At 70.7% G+C, this 15,756-nt stretch carries 17 protein-coding genes; 6 read left to right on the top strand and 11 right to left on the bottom strand.

Features of this window, described 5'->3' with window-relative positions; all coding sequences use genetic code 11:
- Positions 1-93: 93 nt before the first annotated feature.
- Complete coding sequence (locus SMIR_RS28390; protein WP_168490620.1) at positions 94-963, top strand: deoxyribonuclease IV; 870 nt, start codon at positions 94-96, stop codon at positions 961-963.
- Between the two features lie 24 nt (positions 964-987).
- Here SMIR_RS28390 and SMIR_RS28385 read toward each other — a convergent pair whose 3' ends face one another.
- Positions 988-1,620: a sulfite oxidase-like oxidoreductase gene (locus SMIR_RS28385; protein ID WP_168490621.1), complete on the bottom strand. Its 633-nt coding sequence runs from the start codon at positions 1,618-1,620 to the stop codon at positions 988-990.
- A 155-nt stretch (positions 1,621-1,775) separates the two neighbouring features.
- Here SMIR_RS28385 and bfr point away from each other — a divergent pair, with 155 nt between their 5' ends.
- Positions 1,776-2,255: a bacterioferritin gene (bfr, locus tag SMIR_RS28380; RefSeq protein WP_101405618.1), complete on the top strand. Its 480-nt coding sequence runs from the start codon at positions 1,776-1,778 to the stop codon at positions 2,253-2,255.
- Positions 2,256-2,299: 44 nt separating this feature from the next.
- Here the strand turns inward: bfr and SMIR_RS28375 are convergent, their stop codons facing one another.
- The 3 genes from SMIR_RS28375 to SMIR_RS28365 form a co-directional block, all read right to left on the bottom strand.
- Positions 2,300-2,551 carry a (2Fe-2S)-binding protein gene (locus SMIR_RS28375; protein ID WP_168490622.1) on the bottom strand — a complete coding sequence of 84 codons (252 nt, stop codon included), beginning with the start codon at positions 2,549-2,551 and terminating at the stop codon, positions 2,300-2,302.
- A gap of 149 nt (positions 2,552-2,700) precedes the next feature.
- Positions 2,701-4,053, bottom strand: coding sequence for a class II 3-deoxy-7-phosphoheptulonate synthase (locus tag SMIR_RS28370; protein WP_054231523.1), 1,353 nt, complete (start codon positions 4,051-4,053; stop codon positions 2,701-2,703).
- Positions 4,054-4,192: 139 nt separating this feature from the next.
- Complete coding sequence (locus SMIR_RS28365; RefSeq protein WP_212727544.1) at positions 4,193-5,398, bottom strand: glycoside hydrolase domain-containing protein; 1,206 nt, start codon at positions 5,396-5,398, stop codon at positions 4,193-4,195.
- A 124-nt stretch (positions 5,399-5,522) separates the two neighbouring features.
- On the opposite strand from SMIR_RS28365, the gene SMIR_RS44980 reads away from it, so the two are divergent.
- Positions 5,523-5,579 (top strand): trp operon leader peptide, encoded by a 57-nt coding sequence (locus SMIR_RS44980; RefSeq protein WP_071528813.1) that lies wholly within the window; start codon positions 5,523-5,525, stop codon positions 5,577-5,579.
- Positions 5,580-5,707: 128 nt separating this feature from the next.
- On the top strand, positions 5,708-7,609 hold the full coding sequence (locus SMIR_RS28355) for an anthranilate synthase family protein (RefSeq protein ID WP_168490625.1): 1,902 nt from the start codon (positions 5,708-5,710) through the stop codon (positions 7,607-7,609).
- Positions 7,610-7,692: 83 nt separating this feature from the next.
- On the opposite strand, the gene SMIR_RS28350 is transcribed toward SMIR_RS28355, so the two are convergent.
- From SMIR_RS28350 to SMIR_RS28335, 4 genes are all read right to left on the bottom strand, one after another.
- Positions 7,693-8,721 carry a 6-phosphofructokinase gene (locus SMIR_RS28350; RefSeq protein WP_101405614.1) on the bottom strand — a complete coding sequence of 343 codons (1,029 nt, stop codon included), beginning with the start codon at positions 8,719-8,721 and terminating at the stop codon, positions 7,693-7,695.
- Positions 8,722-8,888: 167 nt separating this feature from the next.
- Entirely contained in the window at positions 8,889-9,581 is a 693-nt protein-coding gene (locus SMIR_RS28345) for a response regulator (RefSeq protein WP_248002879.1), read from the bottom strand.
- Positions 9,578-10,813, bottom strand: a complete 1,236-nt coding sequence (macS, locus tag SMIR_RS28340; protein ID WP_168490626.1) for a MacS family sensor histidine kinase — start codon at positions 10,811-10,813, stop codon at positions 9,578-9,580. The genes SMIR_RS28345 and macS overlap by 4 nt, the downstream gene beginning before the upstream one ends.
- A gap of 32 nt (positions 10,814-10,845) precedes the next feature.
- Positions 10,846-11,616: a lysophospholipid acyltransferase family protein gene (locus SMIR_RS28335; RefSeq protein ID WP_249938492.1), complete on the bottom strand. Its 771-nt coding sequence runs from the start codon at positions 11,614-11,616 to the stop codon at positions 10,846-10,848.
- 137 nt (positions 11,617-11,753) lie between these two features.
- Between SMIR_RS28335 and SMIR_RS28330 the strand changes: the two genes are divergently transcribed.
- Positions 11,754-12,584, top strand: coding sequence for an alpha/beta hydrolase (locus SMIR_RS28330; RefSeq protein ID WP_422664469.1), 831 nt, complete (start codon positions 11,754-11,756; stop codon positions 12,582-12,584).
- Entirely contained in the window at positions 12,577-13,263 is a 687-nt protein-coding gene (locus SMIR_RS28325) for a hypothetical protein (RefSeq protein ID WP_168490627.1), read from the top strand. The genes SMIR_RS28330 and SMIR_RS28325 overlap by 8 nt, the downstream gene beginning before the upstream one ends.
- A gap of 9 nt (positions 13,264-13,272) precedes the next feature.
- Here SMIR_RS28325 and SMIR_RS28320 read toward each other — a convergent pair whose 3' ends face one another.
- The 3 genes from SMIR_RS28320 to SMIR_RS28310 form a co-directional block, all read right to left on the bottom strand.
- On the bottom strand, positions 13,273-14,025 hold the full coding sequence (locus SMIR_RS28320; protein WP_168490628.1) for an endonuclease/exonuclease/phosphatase family protein: 753 nt from the start codon (positions 14,023-14,025) through the stop codon (positions 13,273-13,275).
- Between the two features lie 237 nt (positions 14,026-14,262).
- Complete coding sequence (locus tag SMIR_RS28315) at positions 14,263-15,216, bottom strand: ROK family glucokinase (protein ID WP_054231531.1); 954 nt, start codon at positions 15,214-15,216, stop codon at positions 14,263-14,265.
- Positions 15,217-15,270: 54 nt separating this feature from the next.
- Complete coding sequence (locus SMIR_RS28310) at positions 15,271-15,738, bottom strand: DUF5304 domain-containing protein (protein ID WP_101405610.1); 468 nt, start codon at positions 15,736-15,738, stop codon at positions 15,271-15,273.
- Between the last annotated feature and the right edge of the window lie 18 nt (positions 15,739-15,756).

Genomic DNA, 15,756 nt, shown 5'->3' with positions numbered 1-15,756 from the left:
GGCCACGGCGATGCTGAGGCCACGGCAGCGCCGAGGCCACGGCGGTGAGGTGCGCCGACGGGCCGCCCGGGAGCACGTGACACCCTGAAGGGCGTGACCAGCAAGCAGCTCCGCAACCCCGTCGGCGGCCATGTCCCCGTGGCCGGCGGCCTCAGCTCCGTCGGCCTGACCTACGCACGCGAGATGGGCGCCGAGACCGTCCAGGTCTTCGTCGCCAACCCGCGCGGCTGGGCGACGCCCGTCGGCAGTCCCCGCCAGGACGAGGAGTTCCGGGCGGCCTGTGCCGCCGAGTCGATCCCCGCGTACGTCCATGCCCCGTATCTGATCAACTTCGGCTCGCACACCGAGGCGACGGTCGAGAAGTCGGTGGAGTCGCTGCGGCACTCGCTGCGGCGGGGCCGGGAGATCGGGGCGCTCGGCGTGGTCGTGCACACGGGGAGCGCCACCGGGGGCCGGGAGCGGTCCGTCGCCCTGGAGCAGGTACGTGAGCATCTGCTGCCCCTGCTGGACGAGCTGACGCATGACGACGACCCGTATCTGCTCCTGGAGTCGACCGCGGGCCAGGGCGCCTCGCTCTGCTCGCGCACCTGGGACTTCGGGCCGTACTTCGAGGCGCTGGACGCCCATCCGAAGCTGGGCGTGTGCCTCGACACCTGCCACATCTACGCGGCGGGGCACGACCTGACCGGGCCGAGCGGCATGCACCAGACACTCGACCTGCTGGTGGACACGGTCGGCGAGGGCCGGCTCAAGCTGATCCACGCCAACGACTCCAAGGACGTGGTCGGCGCCCACAAGGACCGCCACGAGAACATCGGCTCCGGTCACATCGGCGAGGACCCGTTCCGCGCGCTGATGACCCACCCCGCCACCGAGGGCGTACCCCTGATCATCGAGACGCCGGGCGGGAAGGAGGGGCACGCGGCGGACGTGGAGCGCCTGAAAAAACTCAGGGACGGCTGACGCCGCCCGAAAAGGCGGCCCGAGTCAGAGCTCGGGGCCGTCCCCGGGCTCCTCCTGGTAGGAGTAGCGCTGTTCGCGCCAGGGGTCGCCGATGTTGTGGTAGCCGCGCTCCTCCCAGAAGCCGCGGCGGTCGGCCGTCATGTACTCGACGCCGCGGACCCACTTGGGGCCCTTCCAGGCGTAGAGGTGCGGGACGACGAGGCGGAGCGGGAAGCCGTGCTCGGCGGTGAGGAGTTCGCCGTCCTTGTGGGTGGCGAAGATCGCGCGGTCGGAGGCGAAGTCGTCGAGGCGCAGATTCGAGCTGAAGCCGTACTCCGCCCAGACCATGACATGGGTGACGGTGGGCGCGGGCGGGGCGATCTCCAGGATCGTGCGCGCCGGGATACCGCCCCATTCGGCGCCGATCATGCTGAACTTCGTGACGCAGTGCAGATCGGCCACGACCGAGGTGTACGGCAGGGCCGTGAACTCCTCGTGGGTCCAGCAGTGCTTCTCACCGTCGGCGGTGGCACCGAAGACCCTGAACTCCCAGCGTTCGGGACGGAACTTGGGTACGGGACCGTAGTGCGTGACCGGCCAGCCGCGCTGCAGTCGCTGCCCCGGCGGAAGGTCCGACTGTGCCGCTTCTCCCGTTCCACGTTCCACCGGCTGACCCATGACTCCATCCTGACAGACCCGGGACAGTGCACATGACCAGCCCAGTACGGAATCGGGCAACTCATACTAAGCATGCACTTACTGGACGACCCGGGACGCCGATGCGAGGATGCGGCGCAATCTGCCCAGTCCCCCGCTTGGAAGGAGCCTCTGCGATGCAGGGCGACCCCGAGGTCATCGAATTCCTCAACGAGCAGCTGACCGGCGAGCTGACCGCGATCAACCAGTACTTCCTGCACGCGAAGATGCAGGAGAACTTCGGCTGGACGAAGCTCGCGAAGTACACGCGCCACGAGTCCTTCGACGAGATGAAGCACGCGGAGGTGCTCACCGACCGGATCCTCTTCCTGGAGGGCCTGCCGAACTACCAGCGGCTCTTCCACGTCCGGGTGGGGCAGACCGTCACCGAGATGTTCCAGGCCGACCGGCAGGTGGAGGTCGAGGCGATCGACCGCCTCAAGCGCGGGATCGAGGTGATGCGCAACAAGGGCGACATCACGTCCGCGAACATCTTCGAGTCGATCCTCGAGGACGAGGAGCACCACATCGACTACCTGGACACCCAGCTGGAGCTGGTGGAAAAGCTCGGCGAGGCGCTCTACATCGCCCAGGTGATCGAGCAGCCCGACAGCTGACCCGCCTCTCCGGCGCGATCCGCCGGACAGGCCCTAGGCGTGCCCTAGGCGGCCTCTTCCAGGCTCCGCGCCGGGGACAGCTCGGCCAGCACCGGCTTGCCCTGTTCGGCCAGCTCACGGCGGGGGCAGGTGCCACGGCCGAGGATCGCCTGGATACTGCGGACGCAGGAGCCGCAGTCCGTGCCCGCCTTGCTGGCGGAGGCTATCTGGCGGGGCGTGCAGGCGCCGTTCTCCGCGTGCTGCTTGACCTGCTGTTCGGTGACCCCGAAGCAACTGCATACGTACACGCGGTTCACCTCCCGGCGGGATTGATGTCTGGCGCCGTCCCGTTAATCGGTGAGGCTAACCTAACCTTACCCATCACTCAGGAGCCGCAAAAGTGGGAGGGGGCGCGGATCGTATGTGATCCGCGCCCCACTTCACTCAGGTGTAACAGGCGAACCCGTCACTGGTCCCTGTACATCTCCGCGACCAGGAAGGCCAGGTCGAGGGACTGGCTGCGGTTCAGACGCGGGTCGCAGGCCGTCTCGTAGCGCTGGTGGAGGTCGTCGACGAAGATCTCGTCGCCGCCGCCCACGCACTCGGTGACGTCGTCACCGGTGAGCTCGACGTGGATGCCGCCCGGGTGCGTGCCCAGACCCTTGTGGACCTCGAAGAAGCCCTTGACCTCGTCGAGCACGTCGTCGAAGCGGCGGGTCTTGTGACCGGAGGCCGCCTCGAAGGTGTTGCCGTGCATCGGGTCGGTCACCCAGGCCACCACCGCGCCCGACGCCGTGACCTTCTCGACCAGCTCGGGGAGCTTGTCGCGGACCTTGTCGGCGCCCATCCGCACGATGAAGGTCAGCCGGCCGGGCTCGCGGTCCGGGTCGAGACGGTCGATGTACTGGAGCGCCTCCTCGGCCGTCGTCGTCGGGCCGAGCTTGATGCCGATCGGGTTGCGGATCCGCGAGGCGAACTCGATGTGCGCGCCGTCCAGCTGCCGGGTGCGCTCACCGATCCACACCATGTGGCCCGAGACGTCGTACAGCTGGCCCGTACGCGAGTCGACCCTGGTCAGCGCCGCCTCGTAGTCGAGGAGCAGCGCCTCGTGGGACGCGTAGAACTCGACGGTCTTGAACTCCTCCGGGTCGGTCCCGCAGGCCCGCATGAAGTTCATCGCGTTGTCGATCTCCCGCGCCAGCTGCTCGTAGCGCTGCCCGGACGGGGAGGACTTCACGAAGTCCTGGTTCCAGGCGTGCACCTGGCGCAGGTCGGCGTAACCGCCGGTGGTGAAGGCGCGCACCAGGTTGAGCGTGGAGGCGGAGGCGTTGTACATCCGCTTCAGGCGCTCGGGGTCCGGGATACGGGCCTTCTCGTCGAAGTCGAAGCCGTTGACCGAGTCGCCCCGGTACGTCGGCAGGGTCACTCCGTCGCGGGTCTCGGTCCCCTTGGAGCGCGGCTTGGAGTACTGGCCGGCGATGCGGCCGACCTTCACGACCGGCACCGAGGCGGCGTACGTGAGCACGGCGCCCATCTGGAGCAGGGTCTTGAGCTTGTTGCGGATGTGGTCGGCCGACACCGCGTCGAAGGCCTCGGCGCAGTCGCCGCCCTGGAGAAGGAACGCCTCTCCCTTGGCGACAGACGCCATCCGGGCGCGCAGCTGGTCGCACTCGCCCGCGAAGACGAGCGGCGGATACGACTCGAGGTCCGCGATCACATCGCGCAGAGCCTCGGCATCGGGGTACTCGGGCTGCTGCGCCGCGGGCAGGTCTCGCCAGGTGTTGCCAGCGCTTGCGCTGGGCTTAGCGTTCACGGTCACCCTGACAACATTACGGGGTCGTGTCGGGCGTCCATCCCCATGCCCATCAATTGAGACGGACCGCGCTCGATCGGGACGCGCTCCGGGCGGCCGCACGGCAGGTCCCCGCGGCCGCCCGGAGCGGGTGGGCGGCCAGGCCCTAGTCCACGTCGAGCCGGTCACGGTCGATGGAGATCGTCACGCCGCCGTGCGTCTCGGTCGTGTCGCCCACGTACTGGTGGATGCGCTGGTGGTCGGCCCACAGGTTCGCGGGGATCGTCGAGTCGGTGGTCGTCGACTTGCCGTTCCAGCGGGCGAAGTGGAGCACGTCGGGCAGGGTGACGCGGCTCTTGTTGGCGACCAGGTCGGTGACCAGGGACGAGGTGTTGCCGTAGACGCCGGAGCGGTAGCCCAGTGCGTGCAGGCGCTTGGTGTAGGCATCGAGGTACGACAGCACCCGGCTGGTGACGGTGGAGCCGGGGGCGTAGTTCTCCAGGTCGTCGTAGATCACCGTGCCCTTGGGGAAGCCCAGCGTGTTGGCCTGCTCGACGGCGTCGTCGGCGGCCTCGGTGCCCTGCGGCGCGGGGTCGGTGATCGCCTCGCAGCCGCCTTTGCAGCTGCCCCCGTCGGAGGTGGGCTGGCGGCCGACGTACAGCGGGAAGAAGCGCCAGCCGTTCGCGTACTGCGTCCGCAGCCAGCCGGCGGTGAGTCTGCTCTGGGCGCAGGCACGGTTGACCCCGCCGAGGTAGACGCCGACGGCCCCGTAGTCGGAGTCGTCCCGCCAGGCGTCCATCGCCGTCTGGCCCGGCGCGGTGCAGGCGTCGAAGCCCTCGCCACGGAAGGACGTCGCGTCGGCGGGCAGCGGCGCCGCGGCGGGCGCGCCCGCGGTCACCTCGGTCCCCACGACGGCGTCCGGCAGACCGGCGTCGCGCAGGATGTCCCGGATCCTCGTACGGTCCTTCGCGTACGCGGCCGTCACGGCGATCCGGTCGGCGGTGACCCGGAACGTGCGGGCCGTGCGGTTCTCGCTGGCGGTGCGGCCCTTGACGACGGACGGCTGGATCAGGAACGCCTCGGTACGTCCCCTCGCCCCCGCCGGACACTGCTGCTGGTCGCCGGGCGTGCCGAGGTACACGGCGTGCCGGTCGAAGCGGACACAGACGTCCGGATGTTTCTCCAGGTCCACGATCGGCCAGGAAGCGGGGACGGTGAACTCGTGGCCGCGGTAGGTGACCTTGACGGTGTCGTCGGTCCCGGCGGCGCGTGCGGTGCCGGGCGGGCCGGCGGCGAGGGCCGCGGCGGCGGCGCACACGGTGAGCGTTCGGACGCCGCCACGACGGGGCCGGGGTGAACGGGGTGCGTACATGGTTCTCTCCTCGATCGGGCTTCCTGGGCCATGCCATCCATGGCCGGTGACCGAGCAGTAGGAACGCAGGGGGCGGACGGTTCACGCTGTTGCCCGCCCCTCGACGTCGGGTAAGGTGCGGCGCATGTTCGCGCACTCGACCCAGAACTGGTGGTGGACCGCTCATCCGGCGGCCCACTGACTGCGCGTACGCAAGACTTCGCGAAGGCCGCCCGAGGGGCGGCCTTCGGTGTTTGCGGACACGGGCCGTTCCTCTCCGAGTTTTCGGGAATCCGAGAATCCGGGAATCCGAGAGAAGGAACAGGACCGATGAACCTGCTCGACCTACTGGACGATCCCCGTCCGTTCGCCCTGCTGCGCCGCCGCACCCCCGGTCACGATCACGACACCGTCGAGCTGCTGCTCGGCCCGGTCAGCACCTGCGACCGCCTCGCCGACCTCCCCGACGAGGGCCTCGCGCTCGTTCCCTTCCGCCAGATCAGGGAGCGCGGCTTCGACGTCCGTGACGACGGCACGCCGCTCTCGGTGCTGACCCCCGAGGAGACGCACGTCCTGCCGCTGGAGCAGGCGCTGGCGGAGCTGCCGACGCACGAGGTGCGTGTCACCGGCGGGGGCTTCGACGTCGCCGACGAGGAGTACGCGGGGATCGTCGGGCGCGTGCTGGAGGAGGAGATCGGGCGCGGCGAGGGCGCGAACTTCGTGATCCGGCGTACGTACGAGGGCTCCATCCCGGGGTTCGGGAGGGCCGACGCGCTGGCCCTGTTCCGGCGGCTGCTTGTCGGTGAGCGGGGCGCGTACTGGACGTTCGTCGTGCACACCGGGGAGCGCACGCTTGTGGGCGCGAGCCCCGAGGTGCACGTGCGGATGTCGGGCGGGACCGTCGTGATGAACCCCATCAGCGGCACGTACCGCTATCCCGCCGAGGGGCCCTGCGCGGAGGACCTGCTCGGCTTCCTCGCCGACGGCAAGGAGATCGAGGAGCTCTCGATGGTCGTCGACGAGGAGCTCAAGATGATGTGCACGGTCGGTGACATGGGCGGCGTGGTGATCGGTCCGCGGCTCAAGGAGATGGCCCACCTCGCGCACACCGAGTACGAGCTGCGGGGCCGGTCCTCGCTGGATGTGCGCGAGGTCCTGAAGGAGACCATGTTCGCGGCGACCGTCACGGGGTCACCGGTGCAGAACGCGTGCCGGGTGATCGAGCGGCACGAGGTCGGCGGACGGGGCTACTACGCGGGCGCGCTGGCCCTCATCGGCCGGAACGCGGGTGGCGGGCGGGATGGGTCTGTCGGTGCCCAGACCCTCGACTCGCCCATCCTCATCCGGACCGCCGACATCGACGCGGACGGGCGGCTGCGGGTGCCGGTCGGCGCCACCCTCGTCCGGGGATCGGATCCGGCGGGCGAGGTCGCCGAGACGCACGCGAAGGCGGCGGGGGTGCTGGCGGCGCTGGGGGTCGTGGAGGCCGGGGCTCGCACGGAGGGCGTACGGCCGAGGCTGGCCGACGATCCCCGGGTGCGGGCGGCGCTGGACGGGCGGCGGGCCTCGCTCGCGCCGTTCTGGCTGCGCATGCAGGAGCAGGCGCGCGAGTTGCAGGGGCATGCGCTGGTCGTGGACGCCGAGGACACCTTCACGGCGATGCTCGCGCATGTGCTGCGGTCCTCGGGACTCACGGTGACCGTGCGGCGCTACGACGAGCCGGGGCTGCGGGAGGCGGTGCGGGCGCACGAGGGGCCGCTGGTCCTGGGCCCCGGCCCGGGCGACCCCTTGGACATGGACGATCCCAAGATGCGGTTCCTGCGGGAGCTCACCGCCGAGGTGATCGGGGGGCACGGGCACGGTGTGCTCGGCGTCTGCCTCGGCCACGAGCTGATCGCGGCGGAGCTGGGCCTGGGGATCGTACGCAAGGAGGTCCCGTACCAGGGCGCGCAGACGCGGATCGATCTCTTCGGGCGGGCCGAGACCGTCGGTTTCTACAACAGCTTCGTGGCGCACTGCGACGAGGAGACGGCGGCCGAGCTGTCGGCCCATGGCATCGAGGTCAGCCGCACCGGAGGCGGCGAGGTACACGCGCTGCGCGGGCCCGGGTTCGCGGGCGTGCAGTTCCACCCGGAGTCGGTGCTGACGCTGAACGGGACGGCCGTCGTGCGGGAGCTGGTCGGTCGCCTGCGGGGCACCGGCACGCTGTCGGAGCGGCGGCCCTCCGTGTAGTCGTGGCAGCCGTGGTCGAGGACGCCGGCCGCACGGGTGTCGGGAGGCCCGTGCGGCCGACGGGATCGCGGGGAGGGGGCGCGTCAGCCGAAGAAGACCGCGACCTCCTCGTACAGCTTCGGGTCGACCGTCTTCAGCTTGGCCGTGGCCTCCGCGATCGGGACCCGGACGATGTCCGTGCCGCGCAGGGCGACCATCTTGCCGAAGTCGCCGTCACGGACGGCCTCGATGGCGTGCAGCCCGAAGCGGGTGGCGAGCCAGCGGTCGAAGGCACTGGGGGTGCCGCCGCGCTGGATGTGCCCGAGGACCGTGGTGCGGGCCTCCTTGCCGGTGCGCTTCTCGATCTCCTTGGCCAGCCACTCGCCGACCCCGGAGAGGCGCACATGGCCGAAGGAGTCGAGGGACTCGTCCTTCAGGACCATCTGGCCGTCCTTGGGCATCGCGCCCTCGGCGATGACCACGATCGGCGCGTACGAGGCCTTGAACCGCGAGGTCACATAGGCGCACACCTGGTCGACGTCGAAGCGCTGCTCGGGGATGAGGATGACGTTGGCGCCGCCGGCCAGGCCCGAGTGGATGGCGATCCAGCCCGCGTGACGGCCCATCACCTCGCAGACGAGGACGCGCATGTGCGACTCGGCGGTGGTGTGCAGGCGGTCGATCGCCTCGGTGGCGATACCGACGGCGGTGTCGAAGCCGAAGGTGTAGTCGGTGGCGGACAGGTCGTTGTCGATGGTCTTCGGTACGCCGACGACGGGCACGCCGTACTCGTCGGTGAGGCGCGCGGCGACGCCGAGCGTGTCCTCGCCGCCGATCGCGATGAGCGCCTCGACCTCCAGCTTGGCGAGGTTCTCCTTGATGCGGCGGATACCGTTCTCCTGCTTGAGCGGGTTCGTCCGCGAGGAGCCGAGGATGGTGCCGCCGCGCGGCAGGATGCCGCGCACGGCGGGGATGTCCAGCCGGACGGTGTCGTTCTCGAGAGGTCCGCGCCAGCCGTCCCGGAAGCCGACGAAGTCGTACCCGTACTCCTGCACGCCCTTGCGGACGATGCCCCGGATGACGGCGTTGAGTCCGGGGCAGTCGCCGCCTCCGGTCAGTACTCCGACCCGCATGGAAAAGTCCCTTCGCCGCGGTTGCCTGATGAGACTCACGCTAATAGTGATCCAGGTCACTTCGGCATGGTGCGGAAGGGCAATTCCGGTGAATTGTGCGGGTGTTGATCACATGCCTTCACTCGATGGTGGGTCAACCAGGGTTTACGCCGGCCACTCGTGGGGGCCTATGCCTCGTCGAGACCGCGCTCTATGGCATAGCGCACCAGCTCCACCCGGTTGTGGAGTTGGAGCTTGCCCAGGGTGTTCTGCACATGGTTTTGGACCGTGCGGTGGGAGATGACCAGGCGCTCGGCGATCTGCTTGTAGCTCAGGCCCTTGGCGACCAGGCGCAGCACCTCGGTCTCGCGGTCGGTGAGCTGCGGGGCCTTTGGCTCGTCGGCGCCCGCGGCGGGGGCGGGCTCGGAGGCCAGCCGGCGGTACTCGCCGAGGACCAGGCCCGCGAGGCCCGGCGTGAACACGGGGTCGCCGACGGCCGTGCGGCGCACCGCGTCGATCAGCTCCTCCGTGGACGCCGACTTCAGCAGATAGCCGGTGGCGCCGGACTTCACCGCCTCCAGGACGTCCGCGTGCTCGCCGCTGGCCGACAGGACGAGGACGCGCAGCGCCGGGTTGGTGGCGACCAGTTCCTTGCAGACCTGGACGCCGGGCTTGGCGGGCAGGTTCAGGTCGAGCACCAGGACGTCGGGCGCGGCGGCCCGGGCACGGCGCACCGCCTGCTCGCCGTCGCCCGCGGTGGCGACCACGGCGAAACCCGACGCGTCCAGGTCGCGGGCGACCGCGTCGCGCCACATGGGGTGGTCGTCCACCACCATGACCTTGATCGGATCCTGCCCCGCCACGTCGGTGACCTCCGTCATCGCTGCTCCGCCTTCCCCCGTGAAACCCTGGAAACCTTCGGTATCTTCAGCTCGACCTCCGTGCCCTGGCCCGGCACCGAGATCAGTTCGGCGGCGCCGCCGAGGTCGCGCAGCCGGCCCCGGATCGACAGGGCCACACCGAGCCGCCCCTCCCCCTCGGCCTGGGCGAGCCGCCCCTCCGGGATGCCCGGGCCGTCGTCGCGTACGGTCACGATCACCTCGTCCGGCTCGTCCTCGACGAGGATCCAGGCGCGGGCGTCCTCGCCGACGTGCTTGCGGACATTGTCCAGGGCGGCACCGACAGCGGCGGCCAACTCCCGGGCGGCGGCCGGGGAAAGAGGAACCGGGGCGCCCGGCTCGGAGAAGGTCACGCGCGCGGTCGCGTACGGGGCGAGCAGGGCGCGCAGGTCGACAGGGCCCCGGGAGTCCTGGTCGTCGTCCGGTTCCTCGACGGCCCGTACGACGGCGCCGAGGGAGGCGTCCTCGGACACCCGCGAGACGGGCACCAGGCCGCCCGAGACCAGGGTGCGCAGCGCGACCTCCTGCTCGCCGGCCATCCGGCCCAGCTCCGCGGCCTCGCCGCCGAGCGCGGAGGCCCGTCGCTGCACCATGGCGAGGACCTGCAGGACGCCGTCGTGGATGTCACGGGCGAGGCGCTCGCGCTCGCGGGTCGCGGCCTCGATCTCCAGGGCGCGGGCGAGGGTGAGCTCGGAGGCGCGGGCGACCTCGACTACGTATCCGATGGCGATGGAGGCGACCCAGACGAGGATCACGTTGTGGATCGTGTCGCGGGTGGGGGCGCCGCGCTCGACGAGGTTGGCGACCGCGACGAGCGTCGAGGCGAACGCCGCCCAGCGCCAGCCGCCCTTGATGGCGAAGGCCAGGACGGAGCCCGCGGTCCATATCGACGGGAGTGTGGGACCACCGGTCACCACGCGGTGGTGGGCGTCCGCGACGGGCGTGAGCATGATGCCGGTGAGCGCGATGGTCAGGTCGACGGCGAGGAAGCGCTTGGTGCAGCTCGCCGCGTTCGCGACCCTGGGCAGGGTGGCGAGCGTCCAGACGGACAGGACGGCGAAGTACCCGATGGCCACCCAGGGGTGGGCGAACTTGCGGAACGCGGTGGCGAAGAGCCCGATCGCGTACAGCATTGTCAGCACGCGGTAGGCGGTGAGCGCACGCCACAGCGGCTGCTCGACCGACATCCTCATGACTCTCTCGCGCTTGGCCATGTCCCCCACCCCCCGCCCCCCGACGCAAGCGTCTAGGAGCCGGCCCGTCCCTCTTCGGTTTCGGCTTCGGCCGCCTTCGCGGCTTCCTTCTGCGCCTGTTCTACTTCCTTGAGCACCTGCTTCTCGGCCTTCGCCACCTCCGCGATCTGCCGCTTGGCGGCCGTCGCGTAGATGTCGACGTACTCCTGGCCGGAGAGCTTCATGATCTCGTACATGACCTCGTCGGTCACCGCGCGCAGCACGAAGCGGTCGTGCTCCATGCCGTTGTAGCGGCTGAAGTCGAGCGGCTTGCCGATGCGGATGCCCGGACGCATCAGCTTGGGCATCACCTTGCCCGGCGGCTGGATCTTCTCGGTGTCGATCATGGCGACTGGGATGACCGGGGCGCCGGTGGCGAGCGCCACGCGCGCGAGGCCGCCCGGCTTGCCGCGGTACAGCCGCCCGTCGGGCGAGCGCGTGCCCTCCGGGTAGATACCGAACAGCTCACCGCGCTCGATGACGTCGATGCCGCTCTTGATGGCCGCCTCGCCCGCGCCGCGCGCGCCGGAGCGGTCCACCGGGAGCTGGCCGACGCCCTTGAAGAAGGCGGCGGTCATCCGGCCCTTGACGCCGGGCGTCGTGAAGTACTCGGCCTTCGCGATGAAGGTCACCTTGCGGTCGAGGACCGCGGGCAGGAAGAACGAGTCCGAGAACGACAGATGATTGCTTGCCAGGATGGCGGGGCCCTCGGCGGGAATGTTCTCGAGGCCTTCCACCCAGGGCCTGAAGGCAAGCTTCAGCGGCCCTCCGATGGAAAACTTCATGGCGCCGTAGATCAACCGAATGCCTCCTGTGTAGTCGATGAGACCTTATCCCGGAGCACTGTCAAAGGCCCCGACGACCCTGGTCGGTGTCAGTGCGGTCGCGTACGGTGAAGTACGCCTCGCATTCCGCCCGCCTGATGAACAGGAGACCGAAGGTGCCGGTCGTCCTTCCTGGAGCCGAGCCGTTCCGCCACGAGGGCGGAGAGGTCGGTGTCCTTCTCTGCCACGGCTTCACCGGTTCCCCGCAGTCGCTGCGCCCCTGGGGGGAGTATCTCGCCGAGCGCGGTCTGACCGTCGCGCTGCCCCTGCTGCCGGGGCACGGCACGCGCTGGGAGGACATGCAGCTCACGGGCTGGCAGGACTGGTACGCGGAGGTGGACCGCGAGTTGCGCGCCCTGCGGGAGCGCTGCGCCCGCGTGTTCGTCTTCGGCCTGTCCATGGGCGCCGCGCTGACCCTGCGGCTCGCCGCGAAGCACGGGGACGAGGTGAGCGGCATCGTCGTCGTCAACCCGGCGAACAAGGTGCACGGGGCGGCCGCCCGCGCCCTTCCGGTGCTCCGCCACCTCGTCCGGACGGTGAGCGGCATCACCAGCGACATCGCCAAGGAGGGCGTCGCGGAGGTGGGCTACGACCGGGTGCCCCTGCACGCAGCCCACTCCATGCGGAACTTCTACCGGATGGTCGACGGTGAACTGCCCCAGGTCACCCAGCCGATGCTGCTGCTGCACAGCCCCCAGGACCATGTGGTGCCGCCCGTCGACTCGGCCCGGATCCTGAGCCGGGTGTCGTCCACCGATGTGACGGAGATCCTGCTGGAACAGAGCTACCACGTGGCGACGTTGGACCATGACGCGGACCGGATCTTCGAGGAGAGCCACGCGTTCATCGCCCGGCTCGCGCCCAGTGTCGGCAAGCGGTCCGACACGGGTCAGGTGGGTCAGCAGGAAGGGACGGCCACTGGTGGCTGAGCACGACGCGGAGCGCGGCGAGCCCGACGAGAAGGGCGTACCCGTCGGCGAGCCTCTCGGTGACGAGCAGGGTGTGCCGTTCGACGAGGACGCCGCGTGGCAGGCGATCGTCGCCGGGTACGGCGAGGAGCCGCCGGACCCGCCTGGCGCGAAACCGTTCAAGTCGATCGAGGACCTGGCGCTCCTCGACCCGGTGACGAACGCCGCCCCGGGCGGCGAGGACGCACCCGAGAGGCCCGAGAAGGGCAAGAAGAACGAGACCGGCGGGACCGTCGGGACGAGCGAGAAGGACGGGGCAGGCGACAAGGCCGGGGAGCCGCCCGCTGCGGCGAAGCCCCTCGGCGGCTCCGTCTCCTTCGCGCCCGGCGTCGGCGGTCCGCGCGACTACCAGGCGCCCGAGCCCTCCGAGGACGACTTCGACGGGGACGACGAGGGCCACTTCGTCCCCCCGGAGCCGCCCCCACTGCCCAGCGCCGACACCACGGCCAAGTTCGCCTGGCTCGCCGTCGTCGGCGGCCCGATCGTGCTGCTGCTGGCCATCCTTCTCGGCTGGGACATGACGTGGTGGCTCGCCACGGTCGGCATCGGCGGCTTTCTGGGCGGCTTCGCCACCCTCGTGGCGCGCATGAAGCCCGACGACGAGGACGAGGACGATCCCGGGCGGGGCGCGGTGGTCTGACGCGGCCGGTTACGCGGCGGGCACTCTGAGGGCGGCCAGCACGGGCAGATGGTCCGTGGCCGCCCTCAGGTCCGTCTCCGTGACCCCGGGGTGGCCGTACGGGACCCCGCAGCCGAGGACCTCGATGCCGCGGGTGGCGAAGATCGCGTCGATGCGCTGGTGGGGGTCGGTGGGCGTCGAGGTGTACTCCGTGCCCCAGGGCGCGGTGGCCCGGCAGTCCTGGAGGCCGGCGGCGAGGCGGGTGAAGGCGGGGCCGTCGGGGCGTTCGTTCAGGTCGCCGCCGGCGAGGGCGTGCGGGGTGCCGAGGGCCGCGAGGCGGTCGAGGAGCAGACCGCTCTGCGTGTACCGCTCGTCCTTCTGGAGCGAGAGGTGGCAGCTCACCACGCCGAGCCGGGCGGCACCGAAGCGGACGACGGCGGTGGCGAGGCCGCGGCGGTGCAGGCCGGGGGTGAGGGGCAGCAGGACGTCCTCGGTGCGTTCGACGGTGGCCCGCATCGAGCACAGGAGCGCGGGTCCCGCGGCGGTCGCGCCGCCGGACAGGATCGTCTGGCCGGACGCGGCCGCGAGCCGGGCCAGCTTCTTGCGCCAGCGGAAGAAGCGGGGGGCTTCCTGGACGAGGACCAGGTCGGGGGCGCAGGCGTGGATGACACGGGCGAGGGCGGTGGTGTCGTCGCGCATCGAACGGATGTTGTAGCTGAGGACGCGGATGACGGCGGAGCCGTCGGGTTCGGTGTGGGAGCGGGGCAGCGGGGTCGTCGCCATGTGGATCAACATACGTGGATGCGCTGCTCGGGGGAGCCGGAACGCTGCGGGTGGTTTGTCGTCTGCCGGCCGGCCGTGGCTGGTCGCGCCCACGCGGCGGAGCCGCATGGGCGCGACCGGCCCCGCGCCCCTTTCGGGGCGCCATCCGCTCCCCCGCCGAAAGGGGTTCGGTACGACATCGCCCGCCGTCCCCCTGAAGGGCGCGGCGGGCGGGTCGTACGAACAGGACACGCAGAGTTACATGATCGGGTCGGGTTCCCGGGCCAGGTCCGCCGCGCCCACGAGGCCGGCTTCGTTGCCGAGCTGGGCGGCGATCACTTCGGCCACGGGGCGCCAGTTGCCGCCGACGAGCCAGCGCTTGTACGACTTACGGATGGGGTCGAGGACCAGCTCGCCCTCGTCCGAGAGGCCGCCGCCGACGATGAAGGCGGAGGGGTCGAAGAGCGAGGCCAGGTCGGCGAGGCCGGCGCCGGCCCAGCGGGCCAGCTCGCGGTAGGAGTCCACCGCCACCGGGTCGCCCTGGCGCGCGGCCACCGAGATGTGCTTGCCCTCGATGCCGTCGGGGGTGCCGTTGCCCAGCGCGAGCAGGATCTCCGCGTTCTCGGGGGTGGCGTTGGCCCGCTGCTTGGCGTAGCGGACGAGGGCCCGCCCGGAGGCGTACTGCTCCCAGCAGCCCTGCGAGCCGCAGCCGCACAGCAGACCGTCCGGCACCATGCGGATGTGGCCGAACTCGGCGGCCACGCCGAAGTGCCCGCGGCGCAGCTTGTTGCCGATGATGATGCCGCCGCCGAGGCCCGTGCCCAGGGTGATGCAGATGACGTTCCGGTGACCCTTGCCCGCGCCGAACTTGTACTCGCCCCACGCCGCCGCGTTCGCGTCGTTCTCGACGACGACGGGCAGCCCCACGCGCGCCTCGACCTCGGCCTTGAGCGGCTCCTGCCGCCAGTCGATGTTGGGCGCGAAGTACACGGTCGAGCGCTGGCGGTTCACGTATCCGGCGGCACCGATGCCCACGCCGACGATGTCGTGACCTGCGCGCGCGCCCTCCACTGCGGCGGCGATGGCGTCCACGATGGCCTGCGGCGTGGTGGGGGTCGGCACCTTGTGCGTCGAGAGGATGTTGCCTTCCTCGTCGACCACACCGGCCGCGATCTTCGTGCCGCCGATATCGACGCCGATGGTGAGTCCCATGAATCCCTCAGTTTCGGTCGAGCCCCGCTACGGCCAACCGTACCCGAGCAGCCTTTAGTCCAAGTCAATCCGCTCCCCCGGACCGGTCCCCTCGTCGCGGGGGCCACGCTCCCGGGTGGTCCAGCGTCGTTCCTGTGCCTCGACGGCCGAGCGGTAGGCGGCGAGCAGCTCGTTGCCCGCGGCCGCGAGGTGATCGAAAACATCGGGGTTGCGCTCTATGACCGGTTCGACGGCGGCCTTGGCCTGCTGTACGACCTGGTTGACCATCTGCTGGGCGGTGCCGGAGGCGACCACACCGAACAGCGGCGAGTTCAGTCCGGACAGCTTGTCGGCGACCGTGTCGACCAGCTTGCGCAGTTCCTCCGCGGCCGAGCCGGGCGGCGGGCCGTACTGGGCGCGGCGGCGGGCCTTCTCCGCCGCGAGGTCCTCGGCGCACGCCTTCGCCCAGGCGTCGGCGTCGCTCGCGCGCGCTTCGTCGTTCGCCTCCTGAGCGGCGTCGGACGTGGGGCGCTCTTCGCTCATGGCGGACTCCTGCCTATG

The organism is Streptomyces mirabilis, assembly GCF_018310535.1.
GTDB lineage: Bacteria > Actinomycetota > Actinomycetes > Streptomycetales > Streptomycetaceae > Streptomyces.
The sequence above is the reverse complement of the archived record's forward strand: the minus strand, read 5'-3'. Positions and strand labels throughout refer to the sequence as shown.

What these genes read in the sequence shown, in the direction of transcription:
- SMIR_RS28385 (WP_168490621.1), bottom strand. Translation starts at nt 1,620, where the DNA reads ATGGGTCAGCCGGTGGAACGTGGAACGGGAGAAGCGGCACAGTCGGAC.
- bfr (WP_101405618.1), top strand. Translation starts at nt 1,776, where the DNA reads ATGCAGGGCGACCCCGAGGTCATCGAATTCCTCAACGAGCAGCTGACC.
- SMIR_RS28365 (WP_212727544.1), bottom strand. Translation starts at nt 5,398, where the DNA reads ATGTACGCACCCCGTTCACCCCGGCCCCGTCGTGGCGGCGTCCGAACG.
- SMIR_RS28355 (WP_168490625.1), top strand. Translation starts at nt 5,708, where the DNA reads ATGAACCTGCTCGACCTACTGGACGATCCCCGTCCGTTCGCCCTGCTG.
- SMIR_RS28350 (WP_101405614.1), bottom strand. Translation starts at nt 8,721, where the DNA reads ATGCGGGTCGGAGTACTGACCGGAGGCGGCGACTGCCCCGGACTCAAC.
- SMIR_RS28345 (WP_248002879.1), bottom strand. Translation starts at nt 9,581, where the DNA reads ATGACGGAGGTCACCGACGTGGCGGGGCAGGATCCGATCAAGGTCATG.
- macS (WP_168490626.1), bottom strand. Translation starts at nt 10,813, where the DNA reads ATGGCCAAGCGCGAGAGAGTCATGAGGATGTCGGTCGAGCAGCCGCTG.
- SMIR_RS28335 (WP_249938492.1), bottom strand. Translation starts at nt 11,616, where the DNA reads ATGAAGTTTTCCATCGGAGGGCCGCTGAAGCTTGCCTTCAGGCCCTGG.
- SMIR_RS28330 (WP_422664469.1), top strand. Translation starts at nt 11,754, where the DNA reads ATGAACAGGAGACCGAAGGTGCCGGTCGTCCTTCCTGGAGCCGAGCCG.
- SMIR_RS28320 (WP_168490628.1), bottom strand. Translation starts at nt 14,025, where the DNA reads ATGGCGACGACCCCGCTGCCCCGCTCCCACACCGAACCCGACGGCTCC.
- SMIR_RS28315 (WP_054231531.1), bottom strand. Translation starts at nt 15,216, where the DNA reads ATGGGACTCACCATCGGCGTCGATATCGGCGGCACGAAGATCGCGGCC.
- SMIR_RS28310 (WP_101405610.1), bottom strand. Translation starts at nt 15,738, where the DNA reads ATGAGCGAAGAGCGCCCCACGTCCGACGCCGCTCAGGAGGCGAACGAC.